Source organism: Candidatus Nealsonbacteria bacterium, from assembly GCA_026396195.1.
In the GTDB taxonomy this organism is placed as follows: Bacteria; Patescibacteriota; Minisyncoccia; order Minisyncoccales; family JAGGXC01; genus JAPLXH01.
The window spans coordinates 106,454-126,840 of the sequence record JAPLXH010000007.1 but is presented as its reverse complement, the minus strand read 5'-3'; the positions used below and the strand labels follow the sequence as shown (position 1 = coordinate 126,840).

The window sequence follows — 20,387 nt, the reverse complement described above, 5'->3', positions numbered from 1 at the left end:
ATAATTAAAAAAATTATTCGGTCAACTCTTTTTTCAAGGCTCGAAGTAAAAGTACGTTTTGGTGTTCACTGCCATAATAATCATCTCTTTTGCCAATCCCTTTTTCTTCCCAAAAAATCGACCTCTCCCACACAGAAGGAAATCTTTCTTTTTTAATTATATAAAAATCAGAAATACTGCCAGCGAGTAAAAGTTTAGCCATAAGGTCACTAGGCAAACCGCTTGTTTCCTGCGTGGAAGTTTCTTCTTGATTACTGCCGGAAACTTCCTCAGAAGTTGTGACCGTTTCTTCTGTTGAGGTGGGAATAATAATTTCCTCACCCTTTGGAATACTTACTGCGCTAGTCCCATTTTCCGTGGATGTTGAAAAAGAAATTCTTGTTTCCTGAAAGGGATTAATATATTGCTTGGAATCAATTTTTTCTAAATTTTTTTGTCTTTTGTCCCATTGATTTAAAACTTCCTGATAATTAGCGTGGTCAAACTTAAGGGGCGTTTTCAAATTTTCTACTTTTGTTTTTTCAATCAAAATAACATATTTATAAAAAACAATTCCCCCTAAGACGACGTCTAAAAGAAAAAATATAAAAAAAGTTAAAAAGGAATGTTTGGCCAATTTTTTGGGCAATGCTCCAAGGGCCTTTATTAATTTTTTAGGACTTATCTTCATAATTAAATAATTTCAGGTTGGTAATTTTGAAAAACAGAAGACTACTTTGCAAAAACTTTAAGAAAAAAAGAAGCGCTAATTTCATTAGACAACCCTTCGTCGGAAGAAGAAGAAATTTCTGTTTTTACCTTTCTTATATTTAAATCCTGGACTTGGATCAAATAAGAGCTGTTCTCCAATTTTTCTATGAATTTTGAAAAATTGTAAAAAGACCCGGAAGCTTCCAGATTAAAATTTAAAAATGGCCATAAACTTTTGTTGGATTTTTCTACTAAGCTTACTCCGGAGGGATATATTTTTAGAAAAATATCAGAATCTGAGGCTAATTTTTCTAAAAAATTTATAAAATCAATGGGAACTTCAGAGCTTACAAAAAAAATATTGGTTTTTTCAATATTCGGTTGTATTTCTTTAAATATATTTTCAAATTTTTCGATATTACTCCTTTCTTCAGAAAAAAATTTTCTGTCTGCTTTGACTATAATCAAATCGCGCGAATTTTTTTCTATTTCTTTAATTAATGGAATAATTAAAAAAATTATGGAAGCAATAAAAAATCCGATAAAAAAAACTGATGCTATGTAAGTTTTTCTAAATTCCATTTTCATTTTTTAATTTAAAATTTAAATTGAAACTTATGTCTTTTTTCGCAATCCAGGAAGAAAGGGGGAAAAAAATTCCCTGAAAATCCTTTTCTTGTTCCAGGTTTTGCTTAAATTTTAACAATCCTTCTTGAGTTTTTGAAAAACCCGAAAGAACAACCTGAGAATTATTGTTGGTGTAAGAAAAATTATTAAGATAAACTTCGTCGGAAAGAGTTTTGGATATTTTTTCTAAAATTTCTATCATACTAAATTGTTTTTCATAAAAAGACTTTAAATCTGAAATTTTTTTATTTATTGAAATTATATCTTCTGAAATATTTTTGGTTCCCAAGCTTTCGAATTCTTTTTTTTCTTGTTCAAGAATAATTTTTTCCGCTTCAACCTGACCGGCAACCTGAATTTTAATCAAAAATAAAAATAAAATTAAACAGACAAAAAAGAACAATAAGATAATTTCTAAAATTAAAATTATTTTTTCTTTTTCTATTATCCTAAGAATATTTTTTTCTGAATGGGGCAAAAGATTAATCATGTTTTTCTTTAAATCCTCTTAAAGCGAGCCCTATGGCCGTTGTATATTTAAGAGAATTTTTATAAGAGACCAGAGACGATTCTTTTTGAGTTTTGGACAAAATATTTATCCAGGGGTTGCCCAATTCAACCGAACAACCAAGCTTTTCCGATAAAAATGCGGCTAAACCGCTAATATTGGCTCCCCCTCCGCATAAAATAATTTTTTTGACCCCGTGGCTTTCAACGTTCAAATGTTCATGGGAAGCATGGGTCTGGTAAAAGAGCAAGCATTTTTCTATTTGCTCTGTTAACTCGGTCAAAACGGGAAGCAAGCTTTCAAAAGTTTTTTTATTTTTTGCCGACTTGCTGTCGGACCCGTACTTTAATTTAATTCTTTCCGCTTCTTCTCTATTAATTTTTAAATTTTTAGCGATAGCATCGGTAAATGTATTTGAAGAAATAAAAATGGAACTGGTAAATCTTAAAGAATGCCCGCAAAAAATAATAAAACTGGTTTTGTCTACGCCAATGTCAATTATAAATAAAGGAAAATAACTGACTTCTTTTTCAACCAATGCCCTGACAATAGCAGTTGATTCTAACTCCATAACAACCGGCTGGAGTCCGGCCTCTTTCAGGCAGTGAATATAAGAATCAATTATGTTTTTAGGAAAAGCGACAATCAAAACGTCCGTGTGGTCTAAATGATCTTTTATCGGAATAATAATCCTTGAATCCAGATAAACTTCATCTAAAGAAAGAGGTATATGATTTTCGGCTTCGTATCTTACTGCCATCCTCAAATCTTCTTCTCTCATTTTAGGCATCTGGATTATTTTTAAAAAGCTTTTTTCTTCGGGCAAGGAACAAATCGCATATTTTGTTCTTAATTTCTCTCCCTCAACCTTTGAAATGCCTTCTTTGATTATTTTTATCAGTTCTTCTTGGTTTTTTATTTCTCCATCTTTAATTATTCCCTCTTTAATTATTTGCTCTCCAAGAGAAACCAAACCAAAGCCCTTTCTCTTTTTTTTAAGCTTGATTATTTTTAAAGACGATTCCGAAATATCCAATCCGAAAGTTTCTGGTTTTAAATTAAAAATTTCTATCATTTTTTTAATTATACAAACAAGCCCAATCTTTTACAATTTAATTTACTTCTTTCCAGTCGATAATTTTAAAGTCGGAATCGACATGAGGGACAAAAGGAGAAGGATTATAAATTAAATCCGGGTCGAAATAACTTTCTCTTTTCGAATATCCGGAAACTATGGTTCCTCCGGACGTCCATTGAGTTCCAACCCGTCCATTACTGACAACTGAGCCGTATATTTCTAAATTATTTCTGAAATTGTTAGGATAATGGTTCCTGCCAAAACGCCCTTTTTGGGCGATGAAAATTCCCCTCAGGGTCATGTTGTTGGGAGATTGAGGGCTAATTAAAATATTTCTTTCCCCTATCAGAGAAAAACCGTCGGAACCGTCTGTATGAACATAATCAATATTGTTCAATAATACCGCATCGGTATCTATGCCCGGAGTTATAAGGTTAGCTGAAGCTATAGTAACCTTCCCTGTTGTCGTTCCTTCCGGCCAAATATTATCTTCAACAAAAATAGCCGAACAAGCCGAAGGAATGACATAAGTATTGTAAAGATACTCGTTGGCAATCGTAAAATAATCGTAATGCCAATCTTCTTCTAGGCTATAGGCATAAGTTGAGGAAAGTTGGGTGATTATCCAAGCTTCAAAAGTTCCGTTATTTTTAAATTTTATATGATATCCCTTCCCTAGAGGATTAGTGGTGGTAGAGGGTGGCAAATAAATTCCGCTCGTTTGGGCAACACTTTTCATCTGTGCCAAATCAATGGTAATGCCATTAAAGTCGAAAGAGGTGACGGGGAAACTAAATAAATTAGGGTTACTGTTGGCAGTCGTGGTAAGCACTCCGGGACAAATACAATTTGACCCTTCAACGCGGCAACCGTGACTTGTGGGGCAAGAAGAGCAGCCGAAAGAATCCGTACAGGCCCATTCGGTTTGGGCCGAATATATAGTTGATTGATTTGTTCCGTCCATTCTGATGCCGCCATTCGAATGATAAGGCCCTCTTATCTCATGGTCATCCCCGATCCAAACATTTGTGTTTAATATGTAAGAATATTGAGCTACCGACGGACGGCCATATAAAACGCCGATTTTTCTTTTTACGTTAGGAAAGTCATTTGTCCAACCGGTAGAAACAATGTCCTTTTTAACGTCCTGGCCGCAAGAAATAGTTGAGGTAACCTGAAGAAAAAATTTCCCGACCTTGTTTCCCTCCGGATCAAAATAATCTTTTTCTCCTTGATTCAAACAGTCTTGTTCAATTCCGTTATTAATGCACCAACGATAATAATTAATACCGGCTTCGGCAATGCTTAGGGCTTCGTTCCAGGCTACTTTTTGAGAGGTTTGCCGCAGTTGCAACAAAATAAACCCTAAAAGTCCTCCGATTAAAACTAAAAATATTGCCCCGAAAACCAAAACATAGGTTATTATTGTTCCTTTTTTGTTTTTATATAATTTTAATTTGCAAAAAATATCCATAAACAATGATTAAAAAATTTATTCTGTTTTCAGGTTTCTCAGCTGAACATAAGATTCCAGCTGGAACTCATTGGGCGGACGGTTCGGGTCAACATTAATGACCAGATAAATTCCCATTAATTTTGTATCGGTCAAGCGAAAAGGCGCGCTAATAATTTCGTTTCCGTCTTTGTCAAAATATTTAAAAATCGGGGGATCATTGCGAATATAAGAAGTTATAATTGAAATTTTTTCTTGGTCTGCGGGATATGTAACCGGATTGCCGACAGGCTCTGTTACTCCTTTTTTTAACTCGTTTCCCGCGCCTATCAATTCTTCGGTCCAAGGAAGTTCAAACCTTGCTCTCATTGCATGATCAGAAGAAACTACCGGACATTGCCGATGAACTGGATAAGTTGCATCGGCTGTAAATTGAATGGAGTTATCGCTGGCTTGACTGGTTACATCAAAAGTAGTGGTTCCTTCCCATCTCCCGGCGCAATGCGAACAACCGAATTCACAAAGATCTGTTATAAGGGGTGTCCCATCAGCCGAAATTTCAACATATTCATCGGAAGCATCTAGGTCGCCTTCTAATGAAACTTTTACTAAGGCTGATTGCAGTTCTCCGGTTAAAAAATTAGAAAAAGTAACACTGCAAGACCCTCCTCTGTTGGCAGCTGTGCACTCTTTTGTCTGGCTCCCCGAACTTATTGTTCCTAAAAAATATCTTACTCTTTCGGTTTCGCCATCTTTATCTATGTCGCTATAAAATATAAATTGTTTGTCATCGGCTCTTTCTATCGGATAAGAGCCGTTATCTCCTGTTTTCGCCGCTCTTATATCTCTGGTCATCAATTCAACTCCTCTCCGAGCTTCGTTAACAGCCGTTGACTCTTCAAAAGCATAGTTATGTGTTCGATAAGACAAAAAAATGAAACCAGTAATGGCTCCCGTTGCTAAAGAGAAAATTATGATAGACACTAATGCTTCAATCGCCGTAAAACCTTTCATAATTTTTTTAAAAAAATTTAAGCTCAGCGTTTATTATTCCTGCTCTAATTTAATTATTTTATTCGTATCTCCTGAAACAAAAACCACCGTTGAAGTATTGAGGTATCCGACAGCAAAAATTTCTAAAGTATAATTTACTTGGCTTAAAGGAATGAAATAGGTTTGACCTTTTTCATTTGTATATTGATATTGGCTGTAACCTAAACCCAAATTAGATAAAGTTGCTGTGGCCGAAAATATCGGCTCCAGGGTTTCGCTATCTTCTAAGGTTAATAAAAAAGAATTTTGGGCCTCAAGATACAACTTAACGGGAGAATTAGTATCTGGTAAAAGATTAATCGGCTGAGGAGAAGGCTGAATTTCTACTAAATCCAGATTACTAGCCGGCGTAGTTGAAAAAGTATACAAGTCCCACTCTAAATTTTGAATATCTTTAAGGCCGACAGAATTTGTTATTATGGTGGTTGAATATTTATAAACAAAATTTTCCTCGCTATCTTTTCCAATGATTTTCGCACCTTGTAAATTAAATTCAATATTTGGCATGGAAACCGCTTGGGAAGTAATCCAAGAAGTTTGCCAATCATAAAGAACGGGAGTTTTATCCAAAGAACCGGAAAAAAAGCCTGCTTTTGTTTTTAATTTATCATAATCAACAATAGAAAGGCCTGACAGGTCTATAGGAGAAGCCTCAAAGCCCGCTGCGTTACCCGCCAAATCAGACTCGGGAATCAAGAAGTACCCGTCAGTGCCGGAAGCATAATAAATTTGATATTTCAGGCTGGTATCTGTCGGTTTTAAATCTGAAAAATAAAATTTATCCCAATGAACTAAGTTGGTCGGTAAAATCTCAGCTGAAACAACAAAACCATCGGACAAATATCCATCATCGGAGGTTGCCAGTTCTATTTTCCCATCGTTAATGAACACGTTGGATTTTTCGGAAATTTTATCTTCGTTTAAAAAAGAGTCTGAAAAATAATCAATTCCTCGTGGAGAAAGAGTTTCTACGGAAAAAGTGCTTACCTTATCGATGGAAAAACTGTTTTCTACAAGCTTTCCTTCAAGAACTATCGGATTAGGCTTGTCTGGAGTAAGAACCTCATTGGTCCCATAGGTTCTTTCCGTGCTGTAGCCATCCTTTGAAACAACAATCTTATAGGTAGAGGTAGATAAAGAAAAATAGTGCTGTCCTTCAAAGGGAGTGGCTGTTTTCAATGTTTGATCGTTTGCCGGGTCCCTGATTTCAATCAAAGGAAAAGGAACCATGGTTCCGTAAGCATCAAAAACAGAAACTGAAATAATCCCACCGCTAATTAAACACTCTTGAGTAAGATTCTTAGGAGCAATGTCGGTAATTAAAGCCACCTTGTCGCCGGGCTTTAGCGACCAAGAAACCTTAACTTCCGCTCTTTTATAATCATTAGGACAATCATCTTCGGGCGGAGACACCCCGTCGATTGGATCAATAACATAATCGACTCTTTGTTCAATCGTATATTGAGCATTATTTTGGTTAGTAGTGGCAAATGCCTCTAACGTTCCTTCCGGAAACCCGCCATTTATTCCGATTGATTCATAAGATAAGTTTTTAATTTTTTCTATTTGACCGTTGGCAATGGCAGTAGCTGTAATTCTGCTTCTAGACTGGGCAATAACCTTTAAAATTAACCGGTAGGACCCAAAAACACCGGAAGAAATAATAAGAAGTAAAAATATTCCTATTAAAACTTCTATTAAAGTAAGTCCTTTTTTCATATAAAAAAATACTAAAATATAAAATAGAATTTGATGTCTTTGGAGCAATCAAATGCTCCCTAGCATAGAATACATCGGTTGAATCATGGAAACCGCAAAAAAGCCGACGGCTGTTCCGACTATTATCATGATTATGGGCTCAATCACCGCTGATAAATTTTTAGTCAAGCTGTCAACCTCGCTTTCGGCAAAATCGGCTATTTTATCTAAAATATCCGCTGTTTCCCCGGTCTCTTCTCCTATGGCCAACATTTCCGAAAAAGTAATCGGATAAACCTTGGGAAAATTTTTAAGAACGTCTGAAAGTTTTTTTCCTTTTTTAACTTCCATTGAGGAAACCTCCATCGCTTCTCTGAAATAAAAATTGTCCAAAGTTCTTGAGACGATTTCCAATGATTTTATGATGGGAACACCGGCATTAATAAGGGCTGTAAGGGTTCTGGCGGTATAAGCTATATTGCTTTCTTTAATAATTGAAGAAATAACCGGAATTTTCAAAAGCAACCCGTCAATCTTTTTGTTCCTTTTTTTAGAAGAACCTAAAAGTTTTTTAAATAATAAAATTATAATTAAAAAGACTAAGGGCAACAAAAACCAAAACTTAGACATTAAGCTGGCTGCCGTAATTATCACTTTTGTGGTAAAAGGCAACTCAATTCCAATTTCTTCAAAGGTTTCAGCCAGTTTTGGAACCACCGTAATCATCATTAAAACTCCGATTCCCATCATGGCGATAATAATAACCGACGGATAAACCATCGCTCCTTTTATTTTTGCTCTTAATTCATAAGTTCTTTCCATTTGTTTGGATAACCCATTTAAAACGTCTTCCAGATTTCCCGTTTCTTCGCCTATTTCCACCATGCTGGAATAAAGTTCGGAAAAAGTAGCGGGATGATTTTTTAATGCTTCTGATAATTTTTTTCCTTTTAATATTTCTTCTTTAATTTTAAAAAGAATTTCTTGAAATTTTTTATTTCCGGTTTGAGCGCTTAAAATAGAAAGGGCTTTTGGTAAGGAAATGCCGGATTTTATCATCAATCTTAAATTCCTGGTAAAAAATAATCTATCTTTTAAAGAAATTCCTTTTAATTTTCCCAAAAAACCGAACCTTTCTTTCTTTTTTTCCAAGCTGGCTGAAACCAAAATATACCCTTCATTGCGAAGAGTTTTTGCCAATTCAGATTCATCTTTTGCCTCCTGAACTCCTGATTGAAGCTCGCCTTGGGCAGAAGTGGCCTGATAAAAATATTTGGGCATTTTATTTTAAAACTATTCAGTGATAACGCGCAGTATTTCTTCAATAGAAGTAATTCCTTGGGCCGCTTTCACAAATCCGTCTTCCACCATGGTTCTCATTCCTTCTCTCTGGGCTTGTCTTTTTATTTCATCAGAGCTGGCTCCTTTGTTGATTAGTTCTTTTATTGATTCGGAAACCGGCAAAACCTCATAAATTCCTATCCGGCCGGAATAACCGTCGGGACAATCTGGACTCGATTTGGGCCGATAAAATTCTATGTCTTCAAAGTTGTCTTTTGGTTTTGCTATTTTTTCTTTTTTTAAAACATCTAAAATTTTATCCGGGTCGCAATATTTTTTTAAGTTTTCTATCTCCGGTTTTTTTAACTTATATTTATCTTTATCTTCGTAAATCGTTCTAACCAATCTTTGAGCAATAATAACCTCTAGGGTTGAAGAAATTAGAAACGGCTCCGCTTTCATGTCAATTAATCTGGGAATGGATCCGGCCGCGTCATTGGTGTGAAGAGTTGATAAAACTAAATGGCCGGTTAGAGCGGCGTTAATCGCCAATCCTACTGTTTCGGCATCCCTGATTTCTCCGACCATTAAAACATCTGGGTCCTGACGAAGCAATGTTCTTAGTCCCGAAGCAAAAGACAGTCCGATTTTAGAATTAACCTGAGTTTGATTAATTCTCGGCATTCGATATTCGATGGGATCTTCAATGGTGGAAATATTAACGTCCGGAGTGTTTAAAATATCCATCATAGCGTAAAGAGTAGTTGTTTTTCCTGAGCCTGTCGGACCTGTTATTAAAACCATGCCAATGGGTTTTCTTAAAGATTCTTGGACTTTTTCCAGCTCTTCTCCCCTTAAACCGAGCCCTTCCAAGGTATAAGCTTTTGAGCTTTCAGAGAGAAGTCTCATTACAATTTTTTCTCCGTTGTAAACCGGTAAAATCGAAACTCTGATTGAATATTTATAGTCTTCAGTTTCAAACTTAAAACGGCCGTCCTGGGGAAGACGATGTTCGTCTAATTTTAAATTAGATAAAACTTTAATTCTGGCCACAATGCCTGAGGCCGCGGTTTTTGGCAAAACCATGGCATCTCTCAGAATGCCGTCTATTCTATATCTGATTACAATTTCTTTTTCTTGAGGTTCAATGTGAATATCGGAAGCTCTTTCTAAAACAGCGTGATGAATTAAAGTTTCTACTATTTTAATAACCGGCAATTCCTCGGCTGCTTTTTTTAATTCTTTTTCTTCCTCTTCAAATGTTTGTTCCTTAAAAGCCCTTATCTCACCGGCTTCTTTTTTTATAATATCGCCGAATTCCGCTTCCAAGGTTTTTTGATATTGCCTCAAAGCGTTTTTGATCCCCTGAGAAGTGGTTAATCTGGCCAATATTTTTAAATTAGATTTTTTCTTGATAAATTCTATTGTTTCTAAATCCTCCGGGTCAAGCATCGCCACTTCCAAAGAATTTCCTTTTTTCCGAAAAGCAATAATATTGTGGGACTTGGCAATGGGCTCCGGAATAATTTTTAAAATTTCTGAGTCGATTTTTTCTTTTGCCAGGTCCACAAAAGGAATTCCCAAAATATAAGCCTCCAGTTTTATTAATTCTTCTTGAGAAATTAAGCCGTCGGAAATCAGAATATCACCAATTTTTTGTTTGGTTTTCTCGGCTTTTTTTAAAGCTCTGTCAAATTGTTCTTCGGTAACTAAACTGGTATCCAATAAAAAAGCTTTTAATTGTTGGACTTCAATCCTCATAAAAATTTTTTTACCTTTCTTCTTCTAAAGCTTTTTTAACTTTTTCCACCAATTCCGATAAAGTATAATTTGATTTAACTAAATAAGTTTTAGCCCCTAATTCCAAGGCCTTATTGATATCATCTGGATTTTCGAGATTAGTAAGAATAATTACCGGAATTTCTTTTGTTTCGTAGTCTTCTTTCAGTTTTTCCAATACTTCAAAACCATTAAGTCTTGGCAAGATAAGGTCGAGCAAAATTAAATCCGGCTTTTCCAGTTTAGCTAAATTAAAACCCGATTCTCCGTCTAAGGCCGAAACCATCTTGTATCCTTCCTGCTCAATAAAAACTCTGAAGGTTTTTTGTAAGGCAGATTCATCTTCTATAAATAAAATTTTTTTCATATTTTTATTTATTTTATTGGTAATAAAAACCAAAAAGTCGACCCTTCCCCTGCTTCTGATTTAAATCCTATTTTTCCTTTATGGGATTCGATTATAGATTTTGCAATAAAAAGACCGAGTCCCGAACCTTGGGTTTGCTTCTTTAAAATATTTTGGGCGCGAAAAAATTTTTCAAATATATACTTCTGGTCTTCTTTGGGAATTCCGGCTCCCGTGTCTTTTACTTCAAAGTAAATTTTTTGCCCCTTTTTAAAAATGGTTATTTTAACCTCTCCCTTGTTTTTCGTATATTTTATGGCGTTATCCAACAAATTGCTTATAACTTCCCTTATCCAATCTTGGTCTCCAAAGATGTCGGGTATTTCTTCTTTGCATTCAAATTTTACTTCTATGTTCGAAGCGTTGGATAACGGCTTAAGTTCAGTAATCACTTTTTCCGTTAATGTTTTTAAAGAAAAACCGGCCATCTTAAGTGGAATCTTCCCTTGCTCAAACTTTGAAGCGGTAAGCAACTGGCTAATTAAGCTTTCCATTCTTTCGCTGTTTTCTTTTAAAATTTTCAAATATTCTTGTTGGTCATTCTGGACTTCTCCGACTCGGCCTGAATTTAATAAATCAATGACCCACCTTAGGTTTGAAAAAGGAGTTCTCATTTGATGGGAAATTATCGCTAAAAATTCTAATTTCATGCGAGAAGCTTCGGCTAAATTTTCAAAGCTTTTAACTACGACAAAAGACAAAATAAATAAAAATCCGGTTATTAACATCACCACCAAACAAATTAATAACGGGTCTTCAACGTATCTGAACCCTATAAAATAAGCCAGAAGAGATGTAACCATAATGACAACGCCCATTACAACAAAAATAAAATGAGGGCACTGCCACAGGGGAAGGCCGTACTTTTTGCATTGGGTTTTTAGATTTAATTGTTCAATAATTTTATTTTTCATATATTTATCATATCATAACATAAATAAAAATAAAAAATGAACTGCGCCGCCCTAAAGGGAGTGGATATCCTTTGCGGAGAGAGGGCTTCGACTGAGCGGTTCTATCGTCCTGAGCGGCTCACCGTCGAAGGGCTCAGCCGAATATCTTCTTTTGACCCGACTTGCCGGGTCAAAAGAAACAAACTTGCAATAAAAATTTTTTATAGTAAAATTAAAAATTGCTAACTTGATTTGAGATTTTCACACGAGGCCTTTTATAGCGACCGAAATTAACCCCGGGGCGTAGTACAATGGAAGTATACATGCTTTGGGAGCATGAAATCTGGGTTCAATTCCCAGCGCCCCGAAAGATTAAAAATTTACTTGCGGGATTAGTTGATCGGTTCAACGTCACCCTTCCAAGGTGAAGAGACGGGTTCGACTCCCGTATCCCGCTCCACACAGGAATTTTTTGCCGTAAAGAATCAAATTCCCTCACATTTTCAGGCATTTTGGCAGGTTCTAACCGTTTTAATTCTTCTTCGGCTTGAGACAACCCTTCAAAGATAAATTTGAAGGGTTTTCTCATAGAAATGAGAACATTTTGGTCTTTTAAGAGGAAGTCCGAACCTAAACAGGCAAATATAGCTCGTCTGGCATCTGCGTCGCCTCTGGCGAACCATATGCGCGCGTAGCGAGCAAAATTAAACGTCTTCTCGCTTAATTCAACCCACTCCTCAACATCCCTACCTTGTTTTCTTAAATCTTCTTCGAGAGAGCTTTTTTCTTTCAACAGACGACTTTTTGCTGACGCATACTCTTGCTCTGCTATTAGTTTATTTTCAGCATTTTCTGGCGCGATGTATTTAAGCAGTAGGTTCTCTAATTGCTCTGTTGTTCTTGCCAGCGCGTGCTGTTTTGCAGCCAATGAATCTTGCTGGACGTGAGCTTCGGTTTTTCTGATTTCGTGTAGGTATTGCAGAGCCCATTTCTGGAAACGTTCCGAGATATTCAGTTTAGCGAGAACGTCATCAACTTGTTTATTAAAATCTTTAATCTCAATGGACTTTTCCGTACAATCGGTATTTATTTTTCTGGTGCAATGGTAATAAACATAGCGATGGATATTCCCATTTTTTTGTTTTTTAACTTTTTCTTCTGCTGTAATACCAGCTCCGCAAGGACATCGCATTATTCCAGTAAAAGCAAATCTATGCTTTTGTGGTCTTGGCCGCCCGTGTCTGCCCAGTAGCTTTTGAACTTGGTCATATTCTTCTTCGGTTATCATCGATTCGTGATTCCCTTGAAGCCAGTTATCTTTGCCCCATTCATACCAACCATAATAAAAGGGGTTACTGAATATGCGGTAAAGAGTACTTAAATATAATTTTCTTTCAGGTCTTTTGGGAGTGGTTGGCTGCGTCAATTTTAATTTATTGTTTGCAATATCAAGCAATTGCGAAACGCTATAATTGCCCGTAAGCATCATTTGCCAAAGTTGTTTTACTAAAGAAAATCTTATTTCATCATTTGAGAAATCTTGTTCACCTTTCGGTTTTGTTTTACTGTTGATGTATCCTAATGGCGCGAGAGTCGGCCTCCATCCCGTTTGTGCTTTTTTACGTAGACCCCTTGCAACGTCCCCGCTTAATTTATCAGAGCTGTATTTCGATTGCGACATCGTAATTTGCAATAGCATTTTGCCTTCGGGGGTATTGTCGAAATTATATGTGCAGAATTTAAGGTCTTTGAGAGCTCCCGTATCCAATAAATAAATAATTTGGGCTGCGTCTATTGGATTTCGAGACAAACGGTCTGGATGCCAAGCTATAATGCCTTGCGCTTCTCCTTTTTGAATACGCTCAATCATTTCTTTGAAGATTGGACGCTTGTACGGCTTGAATGCACTCACCGATTCGTGAGACATTTTTTTTATTTTAAGATTAGAGAATCGCTTTATTGCTTCCTCGTCTTGCGATTCCAAACTTAAAATCTGTCTATCTTTTTCGTCTGTTGATTTCCGACAGTAAAGAAAGTATTTAATTTTTGGGTTGTTGTCTGCCATTGCTATTATTTTTATCAAGCGTATTGAATAAAATCGCGAGCACAGTGAACACAAAGAACACTGTCCACGTAAAATGACTGCCCTCGGCATAAAGCATATAAGCCATATCGAGAAAGACAATTACACCGCAGATTTTTGCTATTGTGTTGTATTTCATATTTTTAACTTTTATAACGCAAAAAGGGACTAACTGCCGCCTTGCGTCCCACAATTTCAGACACCACGAGGGCATCTTTAGTGGAAGACGGACAATTAGCCCCTTCCTGCACTAAAGAAATACCTCGTGGTTTGTACGAAATTGTAGGACGCAGCTTAATTATACTATAAAAATTACTCATAAACAACTAAATTTTAAGCCACGACGGCAATTCTTTTATCGGTATCGCGCCGCGACGCCGTAGTGCTTCAATTATTAGTTTATAGCCAATTTCTTCAACTTTGTTACCACCTGCGACAAGTTCCTCCAAAGAACCGATTATATCGTCTTCACTGAAGCAAGGAGATACCACTGACTTTGCTATTGGCGACAGACGTTGCAGTAGTTCTGTTCCTTTAATTGAAATTTTTTTAATTTTTTCACTGATTTCATTATCTGACTTTGTTATATGACTTCGTGTATCATCTGTGCCACTGTTAGCTTGTTGATTTTGTAACTGTTGACTATCTGTTTTTGATACTGTTCTTTTCTTCCTTATCGAGTCCATAACGGTTTCAAAATTGATACTGTTGATAGGTTTCCAATGGGATGAATCGAGTAAAGCATATACGTTCGGTACGCGCCCTTTTGAGCGTCGAACGATGGCTAAAATATCATACGCTTCGAGTATTTTGAACGCCTTAAATATAGTGTTTCTGTTCGTTATTCCTCCGAGCCCCATAATATCTTGTGCGGCTGGATAGCAGATTTGGGTCTCGTGTCTTGCACGTCTCGCAAGGATACAATAAACCGTCGTAACACTATGAGGGAATAAAGCTCCGTATCCTTTTTCAAAGTATTCATTATCCAAATACAACCTCGTTCGTTTTACTGAAGGTCTTATTGGTAAACCATCAAGGGAATCCAGTTTTGGCCGCCATTTTTTCTTATTCAAAATGTCATTTATTTTTTCCATCTTCATTCTCATCAAGCCAGTCCTTACGGATTGGACGATGTATGACCTTATAAAATGTTAAAAGATTTACGGCTTCTTCTACCGCTAAATCATCGGGGATTTCCTCTCCAAATTCTTCTTTCCAAACCTTCTTAAAATTTTGCAATGCTTCTTCGCTTAACATAAAAGCCCGCTATTGGCTCGGCGGGTTTCCACTTGGAGTTGGCGACCCGCGAAGCCAGCAGAGGGCTTTTGCGTAATTTTCCAAGTGGAATCCCGCCATCTTAATTAACGAGCTAAATAAAAACTGCCCGTAAAATTGTAAAACGACTCTGGGATAGTTTATGGAGTGTTCTCCGCGCTACCGCAGAAACGGATACAATTTTATTGGCAGTTACGAAATTTGTAGTCGTCGTTTTCTCTCGACGCTATGTAACCTAATTTAATTATACCAAACACCAAATTTTAGTGTCAATGACCCGACGGTTATAGAAAGTTATCGTCTGTTATGCTCTGATATAGAAATTCATCCACAGTTGGAAATAAGCTCCGATAGAAATTGACCTTATTCATTAACCAGCATAAAATAAAAGCGTCGATAAAATGCCTAAAGCAAAAGAACAATGGGAAGAAGAAGCTATCGAAAGGTTCAGAAAGTATTTAGGAGAAGAGCGCTCCACAACATATGCAATTACGGGAAGGGATGTGGTAGTTAATCTCACAACTGGCGAGAACTTCGATTATCAGCTTCAAGCACAAGACGGCACAAAAGTTGCTGCCGAGATTTTTCGTCTCGTTGAAAGCGGTGAAGATTTGGCAAGAGGGAAGGTTTGGGGGTCAATGATTGACCATTTGAAAAAAGAACTTTTGAATCGGGGCGTGAAAGGATATCTAATTTCTACTCCAGAGTTTACAATCAAAAAGAAAGAAATACCCGCTTATTCAAGTAAGCTCGCAATCGAGCTTGAGCAAGCTATAAAAAACAACAGTGAGGTTGAAAAATTTAAGTATGGCGGTTTTGAGTTTCATAGATTCAAAGACCTTGATACTGTCGTTTTTTCTTCTCATTCTGGCGCAAGAAGTATTGACCCGCACGGGACAGCAGCGGCTCGTCTTGCAGAAAAACTTCCAAAGAAAAACCAGCAAGTATCAGTTCAAGACCACGAAAGAATCTTGCTGGTAGTTAGTTGGGCTATGTTTGTAGATGGAAACGATACAATTCGTGCGCTTTCTGGATTCGATTTCTCCGAGTTTCAAAACGTAGACAAAATGTTCTTTGAGGCACGAGAAGGACAATTTGCTTTAGTATACGACCGCTCCGTTGTAGATGCTATTAAAGGTAAACAGCCAATCGCTGGCTTACCAGCGACACAGTTGATGCTCCAATATATGCGCTATCAACTTGGCGATAAGAAGCAGGAAGCTTTCGATTATGTGAAAACGGTTACATCCCTTACTGGAAGCATAAATTGGCTTGCTGATGACGGCGCGAAGGAAAATCTAATTTCTTTTGGAGAGGAATTGCTCGCAAAGGATTTAATCGATGAAGCTTTATGGATTGTTAGACAATTACACAATGACCCAAGTCCTAATCCAGATGGCACAAACGATAAAGATGACCCTAAAGGAGAATTCAATTATCACACACGGATTTTACGTGGAGAGGATGCAAACATCATAACAACGGTAAGGGGACATCTTTGCTGGTTAATGATGAAAATGGTAGCAAAGAATCAGCCACAATACTATACGGAAATTATTGACATAATGACGAGATACCTTAAAGAAGACAATCTTTATATTCGCATACAGGCATCTTTTATGCTTATCGAGCTTTGGGGACGAAGACGCGCGACGCGTAACCAAGATGGTTCGGCATTTACTTGGAAAGACGACGAAAGACAATATATTCGTCAGTTGGCTCTTGATACTATCCGCGCTAATAGGTCTTACGCGCGTGTTATGGAGGCACTTCTCCAGATATTTAATAAGGTTCGTGATTTGAACGAAGACGAGGCAGAAGAAATGCTCAACTTATTTTTGGCAACGAACGACGACGAAGTGAATAACGACCTTGCTGCATTTGTTGTGTATTTTGCGCTATTTCGCGAAGCCGATTCCCAGTATTACGGTGGAAAGTTCAACCCCGATAAATTTATTGCACTCTTGAAAGAACAGATAAAAAATGGTGCACCTTCAATAAGTGATTCTATCGCGTGGCATCTTTGGAAAATTTTGGTGGACAAAGTCCTACCCTATGAAGTAATCAAGGAGTATTTACCATTATTTCTTGAAGGTAAGTATGCCAGTGGCGCTATGACTAAATTGGCGCTTATTATTGAAGAATTATCAAAAACTGTACCAGACGATGCGGCGGTTTTGTATGAGCGAGCACTTGAATCTCTCGAAAATTATCTCAAAACCAAGCCAAAAGATGGTTATCAGTATTACATAGAGGGAACAGAAGAAGTGTTGCCTATTCTCGCTAAAGAGCCAAAACGGCTTTTGGCAGTAGTTGGCCGTCTTAAAAACATCTGGATGGCGGAAAAGCAAATTTATATTGGAAACATCGCGATTATTTTTGGTACATACCAACTTGTACCAGCCGAGCATAAGAAGGAAATGAAGAAAGCTTTTAAGGTTATTTATGACGAGATGAAAACCGTAAATCCTCTTCTACAAGATGTTGATTGGACAAAATAATATGAGCAGAACAAAAATAATGTTTTTCGCATTCACGGGCAAAGAGATAGAACAACCAGAAAAAATCTTTGAAATACAGGATGGTTACGAGTGTTGGAATCTGAAGAAATTAAATCTTGACGAATTTTCCGAGGAAATCAAAAAGAAAATACCTCCCGTAAATCAGAATGTTCTCCCTAACTATATAGTTGAGGACAAATCAATAGGAGGAATTTTCGGAATAAATAAAAAACTTTACGAGAAATCTTCGTGGGGCTTGCTTGTTCCCGACACACTTGAAGAAGGAGGTTTCGCCCACACGGAAACTATGTTTCTTTTTAATTTATATTCACCAAATTTTCTTTACCCACTTTTCTCCGTAAATGATATGGGCATAATGAAGCAAGATTCAAAAAAAGACCCACTTATTTATTTTCATACCCAAGACCACTCCATATTCAAAACAAAAGAGTTTGTAACTTTTTATAAAACCTTATTTGAACAATCAAAATATGGTAGCTGGTACTTAGACCGTATACAAAAGTGGGAAGAAGAAGATTGGAGATTATTTGTAGCCGCGTTCCTATATACTGGCCTAAAAGATTACGAGAATGAGAAAAGTTCGTTCGGTTGGCAGAGAGAATCTGCGGAAATGGCAACAATCTTAGAATCTTTATTCACAGCGGAGAAGGCGAAAAATGAAGAGATTGGGTATAGATTACGTAAACGGATAGCAACGCTTTTGTCTTACAGATTTCCTTCGATTGAGGAAGATATTAAGGAACTCTATACCCAGCGAAGTGCGTTCGTGCACGGTTCATTTTTTGCTCAAATTGCGAAAGATAGTAAAACCGCTAATAATAATTTACCCATTCCAGATTTCGGCCTTCTCTATAAGCAGAAAGAATATGTGCGCTGGGCACTTGTTGCATATTTATATTTGGCTCAACTCGTAAGGTTGCAATCGGCTATGTTTGGGGATATAAAAACAGTTATCAATCTACTTGAACAGTCAATTATAGATATTGAACTAAGGAAGAAAGTACTTGAAGAGACAGAGAAAATTCTTTCGCTTATGCCAAAGTCAAAAGCTTTCGACAAGGTTTAGTCGTGTAATTTAGGTCTTCCCCGCCGCGAATAAAAAGGGCTTTTTCAAAACTCCCACTACCCAAAATCAAAATTGCACCACGAAGGGCTCGAGAAGGACGAGAGTACCCCCTTTTAACAGTATTCTTTATAACACTGTTATGCTCTGATTAAACACGTATACCTACGCGAGAGCATTTTAGCGGAATTTAATGTTTTGGATGTATGGGTAGTGTATATGGCAAAACTGGGCTAATGCTACTATGATAATTGCACAATTTCGGCTGATAAATTATGGATAAAAAACCGTACTAACTATCTAATCGCCAATCAGGCGATTTTTTGGTAGAATAAGATAAGTAATATGGATACTAAATTCAAAAAAATTCTCACTATCGGAATTAAGAAATTTGCAGTGGATTCCGTATATTGGCAAAGAATTGAAGCGCTGACCGAAAAAATAGTCAGTTGCGATAAAGATAGCTCCGAGATTAAAGACGAACTAGCTGACACCGATTGTCTGCTTACAGGATTTGGAGTAGTGGTTAATAAGGAAATAATAGATAGCGCGCCCAACTTAAAATATATTGACGTGCTGGCTACCGCCTATGGGAAGATTGATGTTGATTATGCAAAAAGCAAAGGAATTCTTGTCTGTAATATCCCAGGATATGCAACTGAATCAGTTGCAGAATTTGTTTTTGCCATAATCTTAGAACATATTAGAGAAACAGAAAAAGGAAAGAAACAGGCAGGAGAAGGAAATTATTCTGAAGTTGGTTTTTCAGCCATTGAAATCAAAGACAAGATATTCGGAGTTTTAGGTTTAGGAAAGATTGGCGGTAGGGTCGCAGAAATAGCTTTGGGTTTTAGTGCAGATGTCAGGTATTGGAACATAAACAGAAGAGAGGAGTTTGAGTTAAGGGGTATAAAATACGAGGACGTAGACAATTTGATTCCAAAATGCGATTTTCTTTCACTGCATTTTGCCCAAGTTAAAGATACTGAAAATTTCTTGGACAAAAAAAGGATTCAAAAGATTAAGGAAGGAGCTATTGTGATTAATACCGCACCAATGGAATTAGTAGATATTGACGCTTTAGCGGAAAGGTTAAACAAGGGAGATATAACGTTTATCTTAGACCACTCTGATGAGATGTCTCAAGAAAATATAAACAAGCTCTCAAAATTCAAAAATTGCATAATTTATCCGCCAATTGCCTACATAACAAAAGAGGCAAGAATAGCAAAACAGGAAATTTTCGTTGGTAATATCGAGAGCTTTTTGAAAGGGTTTCCAACGAACCAAGTAAACTGATACAAAATTCGCTCATTCTTAGACCCTAATCGCCAACTAGACGGTTTTTTGGTAAAGTTAAAATATGAAAAACAACAAGTTAACTGTCAAAATAAATAAACTAGCTCACGAAGTTTTTACATTTACTCTGAATCCAGAGAATACGCCCTCTTGGATTAGCTCTATAGCTAAAGAAGAAGTGAATGAAAAACCAACAAAGATAGGCACTGTTTACAGGAATCAAAACCAGAACGGCAAATGGTCAGAGTATACCGTTACTGCCTACGAGGAGAATAAACTTTTTATTTTTACCTCGGGGGATGGGAACTATAGCGTCAGATATACCTTTACGCCCATTGACGGTAACGCCACTGAAGTTGAGTATTATGAATGGGTCAACCAAGGAGAGTTAAAAGAACCTTTTGCTATTGAGGTATTAGATAAGCTTAAGTCATTATTAGAGAGTTTAAGTTAAAAAGGTTCGAACGGACTACATTCCTCGATTAGCTTTAATTGATTTTCGCCGCTTCCAATGATAAGCTTGGGATGAAGAATCGGTCTGTAGTGGTCTGAAAATAGGTTCTAACTTCGTTCACAATCCCGCTCATAATGTACTGCATTTCGAGCGAGGTTCGTCCCGCTTTTTCGGGTGGGCGACCTGCTCATAATGAAAAAACCGCCAGTTCTGTTTGGCGGCTTT

Annotated in this window: 17 protein-coding genes and 2 tRNA genes; 6 read left to right on the top strand and 13 right to left on the bottom strand. The window is 36.9% G+C overall.

All coding sequences use genetic code 11. The features are described from left to right. Positions 1-13 precede the first annotated feature (13 nt). Genes NTU58_03075 through NTU58_03025 form a run of 11 tightly spaced genes read right to left on the bottom strand, consistent with a single transcriptional unit; the run spans position 14 to position 11,487 of the window. Positions 14-670 carry a hypothetical protein gene (locus NTU58_03075; GenBank protein ID MCX6764663.1) on the bottom strand — a complete coding sequence of 219 codons (657 nt, stop codon included), beginning with the start codon at positions 668-670 and terminating at the stop codon, positions 14-16. A gap of 41 nt (positions 671-711) precedes the next feature. After that, positions 712-1,272: a hypothetical protein gene (locus tag NTU58_03070; protein MCX6764662.1), complete on the bottom strand. Its 561-nt coding sequence runs from the start codon at positions 1,270-1,272 to the stop codon at positions 712-714. Then, the gene (locus NTU58_03065) at positions 1,262-1,807 is read right to left on the bottom strand and encodes a PilN domain-containing protein (protein MCX6764661.1); all 546 of its coding nucleotides are present in this window, start codon (positions 1,805-1,807) and stop codon (positions 1,262-1,264) included. Before NTU58_03065 ends, NTU58_03070 begins: the two co-directional genes overlap by 11 nt. Then, the gene (gene pilM / locus NTU58_03060) at positions 1,800-2,900 is read right to left on the bottom strand and encodes a type IV pilus assembly protein PilM (protein ID MCX6764660.1); all 1,101 of its coding nucleotides are present in this window, start codon (positions 2,898-2,900) and stop codon (positions 1,800-1,802) included. Before pilM ends, NTU58_03065 begins: the two co-directional genes overlap by 8 nt. Before the next feature lie 37 nt (positions 2,901-2,937). Beyond that, positions 2,938-4,377: a hypothetical protein gene (locus tag NTU58_03055; protein ID MCX6764659.1), complete on the bottom strand. Its 1,440-nt coding sequence runs from the start codon at positions 4,375-4,377 to the stop codon at positions 2,938-2,940. A gap of 18 nt (positions 4,378-4,395) precedes the next feature. Beyond that, positions 4,396-5,370 carry a hypothetical protein gene (locus NTU58_03050; protein MCX6764658.1) on the bottom strand — a complete coding sequence of 325 codons (975 nt, stop codon included), beginning with the start codon at positions 5,368-5,370 and terminating at the stop codon, positions 4,396-4,398. A gap of 33 nt (positions 5,371-5,403) precedes the next feature. After that, positions 5,404-7,128, bottom strand: a complete 1,725-nt coding sequence (locus tag NTU58_03045; protein ID MCX6764657.1) for a carboxypeptidase regulatory-like domain-containing protein — start codon at positions 7,126-7,128, stop codon at positions 5,404-5,406. A 48-nt stretch (positions 7,129-7,176) separates the two neighbouring features. Further along, a complete protein-coding gene (locus tag NTU58_03040) occupies positions 7,177-8,388 on the bottom strand; it encodes a type II secretion system F family protein (protein MCX6764656.1) in 1,212 nt (403 codons plus the stop codon). Positions 8,389-8,400: 12 nt separating this feature from the next. Beyond that, a complete protein-coding gene (locus NTU58_03035) occupies positions 8,401-10,149 on the bottom strand; it encodes a GspE/PulE family protein (GenBank protein MCX6764655.1) in 1,749 nt (582 codons plus the stop codon). Positions 10,150-10,159: 10 nt separating this feature from the next. After that, the gene (locus NTU58_03030) at positions 10,160-10,534 is read right to left on the bottom strand and encodes a response regulator (GenBank protein ID MCX6764654.1); all 375 of its coding nucleotides are present in this window, start codon (positions 10,532-10,534) and stop codon (positions 10,160-10,162) included. Positions 10,535-10,542: 8 nt separating this feature from the next. Further along, positions 10,543-11,487, bottom strand: a complete 945-nt coding sequence (locus NTU58_03025) for a HAMP domain-containing sensor histidine kinase (GenBank protein MCX6764653.1) — start codon at positions 11,485-11,487, stop codon at positions 10,543-10,545. A 276-nt stretch (positions 11,488-11,763) separates the two neighbouring features. On the opposite strand from NTU58_03025, the gene NTU58_03020 reads away from it, so the two are divergent. Then, a tRNA-Pro gene (locus NTU58_03020) sits at positions 11,764-11,834 on the top strand. An 18-nt stretch (positions 11,835-11,852) separates the two neighbouring features. Next, positions 11,853-11,926 (top strand) — tRNA-Gly (locus tag NTU58_03015). Positions 11,927-13,875: 1,949 nt separating this feature from the next. On the opposite strand, the gene NTU58_03010 is transcribed toward NTU58_03015, so the two are convergent. Together NTU58_03010 and NTU58_03005 are read right to left on the bottom strand one after the other, a co-directional pair. Continuing rightward, entirely contained in the window at positions 13,876-14,643 is a 768-nt protein-coding gene (locus NTU58_03010; protein MCX6764652.1) for a hypothetical protein, read from the bottom strand. Then, positions 14,627-14,806, bottom strand: a complete 180-nt coding sequence (locus NTU58_03005; GenBank protein ID MCX6764651.1) for a hypothetical protein — start codon at positions 14,804-14,806, stop codon at positions 14,627-14,629. The genes NTU58_03010 and NTU58_03005 overlap by 17 nt, the downstream gene beginning before the upstream one ends. Before the next feature lie 419 nt (positions 14,807-15,225). Here NTU58_03005 and NTU58_03000 point away from each other — a divergent pair, with 419 nt between their 5' ends. From NTU58_03000 to NTU58_02985, 4 genes are all read left to right on the top strand, one after another. Further along, the gene (locus tag NTU58_03000) at positions 15,226-17,325 is read left to right on the top strand and encodes a hypothetical protein (protein ID MCX6764650.1); all 2,100 of its coding nucleotides are present in this window, start codon (positions 15,226-15,228) and stop codon (positions 17,323-17,325) included. Between the two features lies 1 nt (position 17,326). Further along, entirely contained in the window at positions 17,327-18,412 is a 1,086-nt protein-coding gene (locus tag NTU58_02995) for a HEPN domain-containing protein (protein ID MCX6764649.1), read from the top strand. A 342-nt stretch (positions 18,413-18,754) separates the two neighbouring features. After that, positions 18,755-19,708, top strand: coding sequence for a hypothetical protein (locus NTU58_02990; protein MCX6764648.1), 954 nt, complete (start codon positions 18,755-18,757; stop codon positions 19,706-19,708). 64 nt (positions 19,709-19,772) lie between these two features. Then, positions 19,773-20,162 carry an SRPBCC family protein gene (locus NTU58_02985; protein MCX6764647.1) on the top strand — a complete coding sequence of 130 codons (390 nt, stop codon included), beginning with the start codon at positions 19,773-19,775 and terminating at the stop codon, positions 20,160-20,162. Positions 20,163-20,387 lie beyond the last annotated feature (225 nt).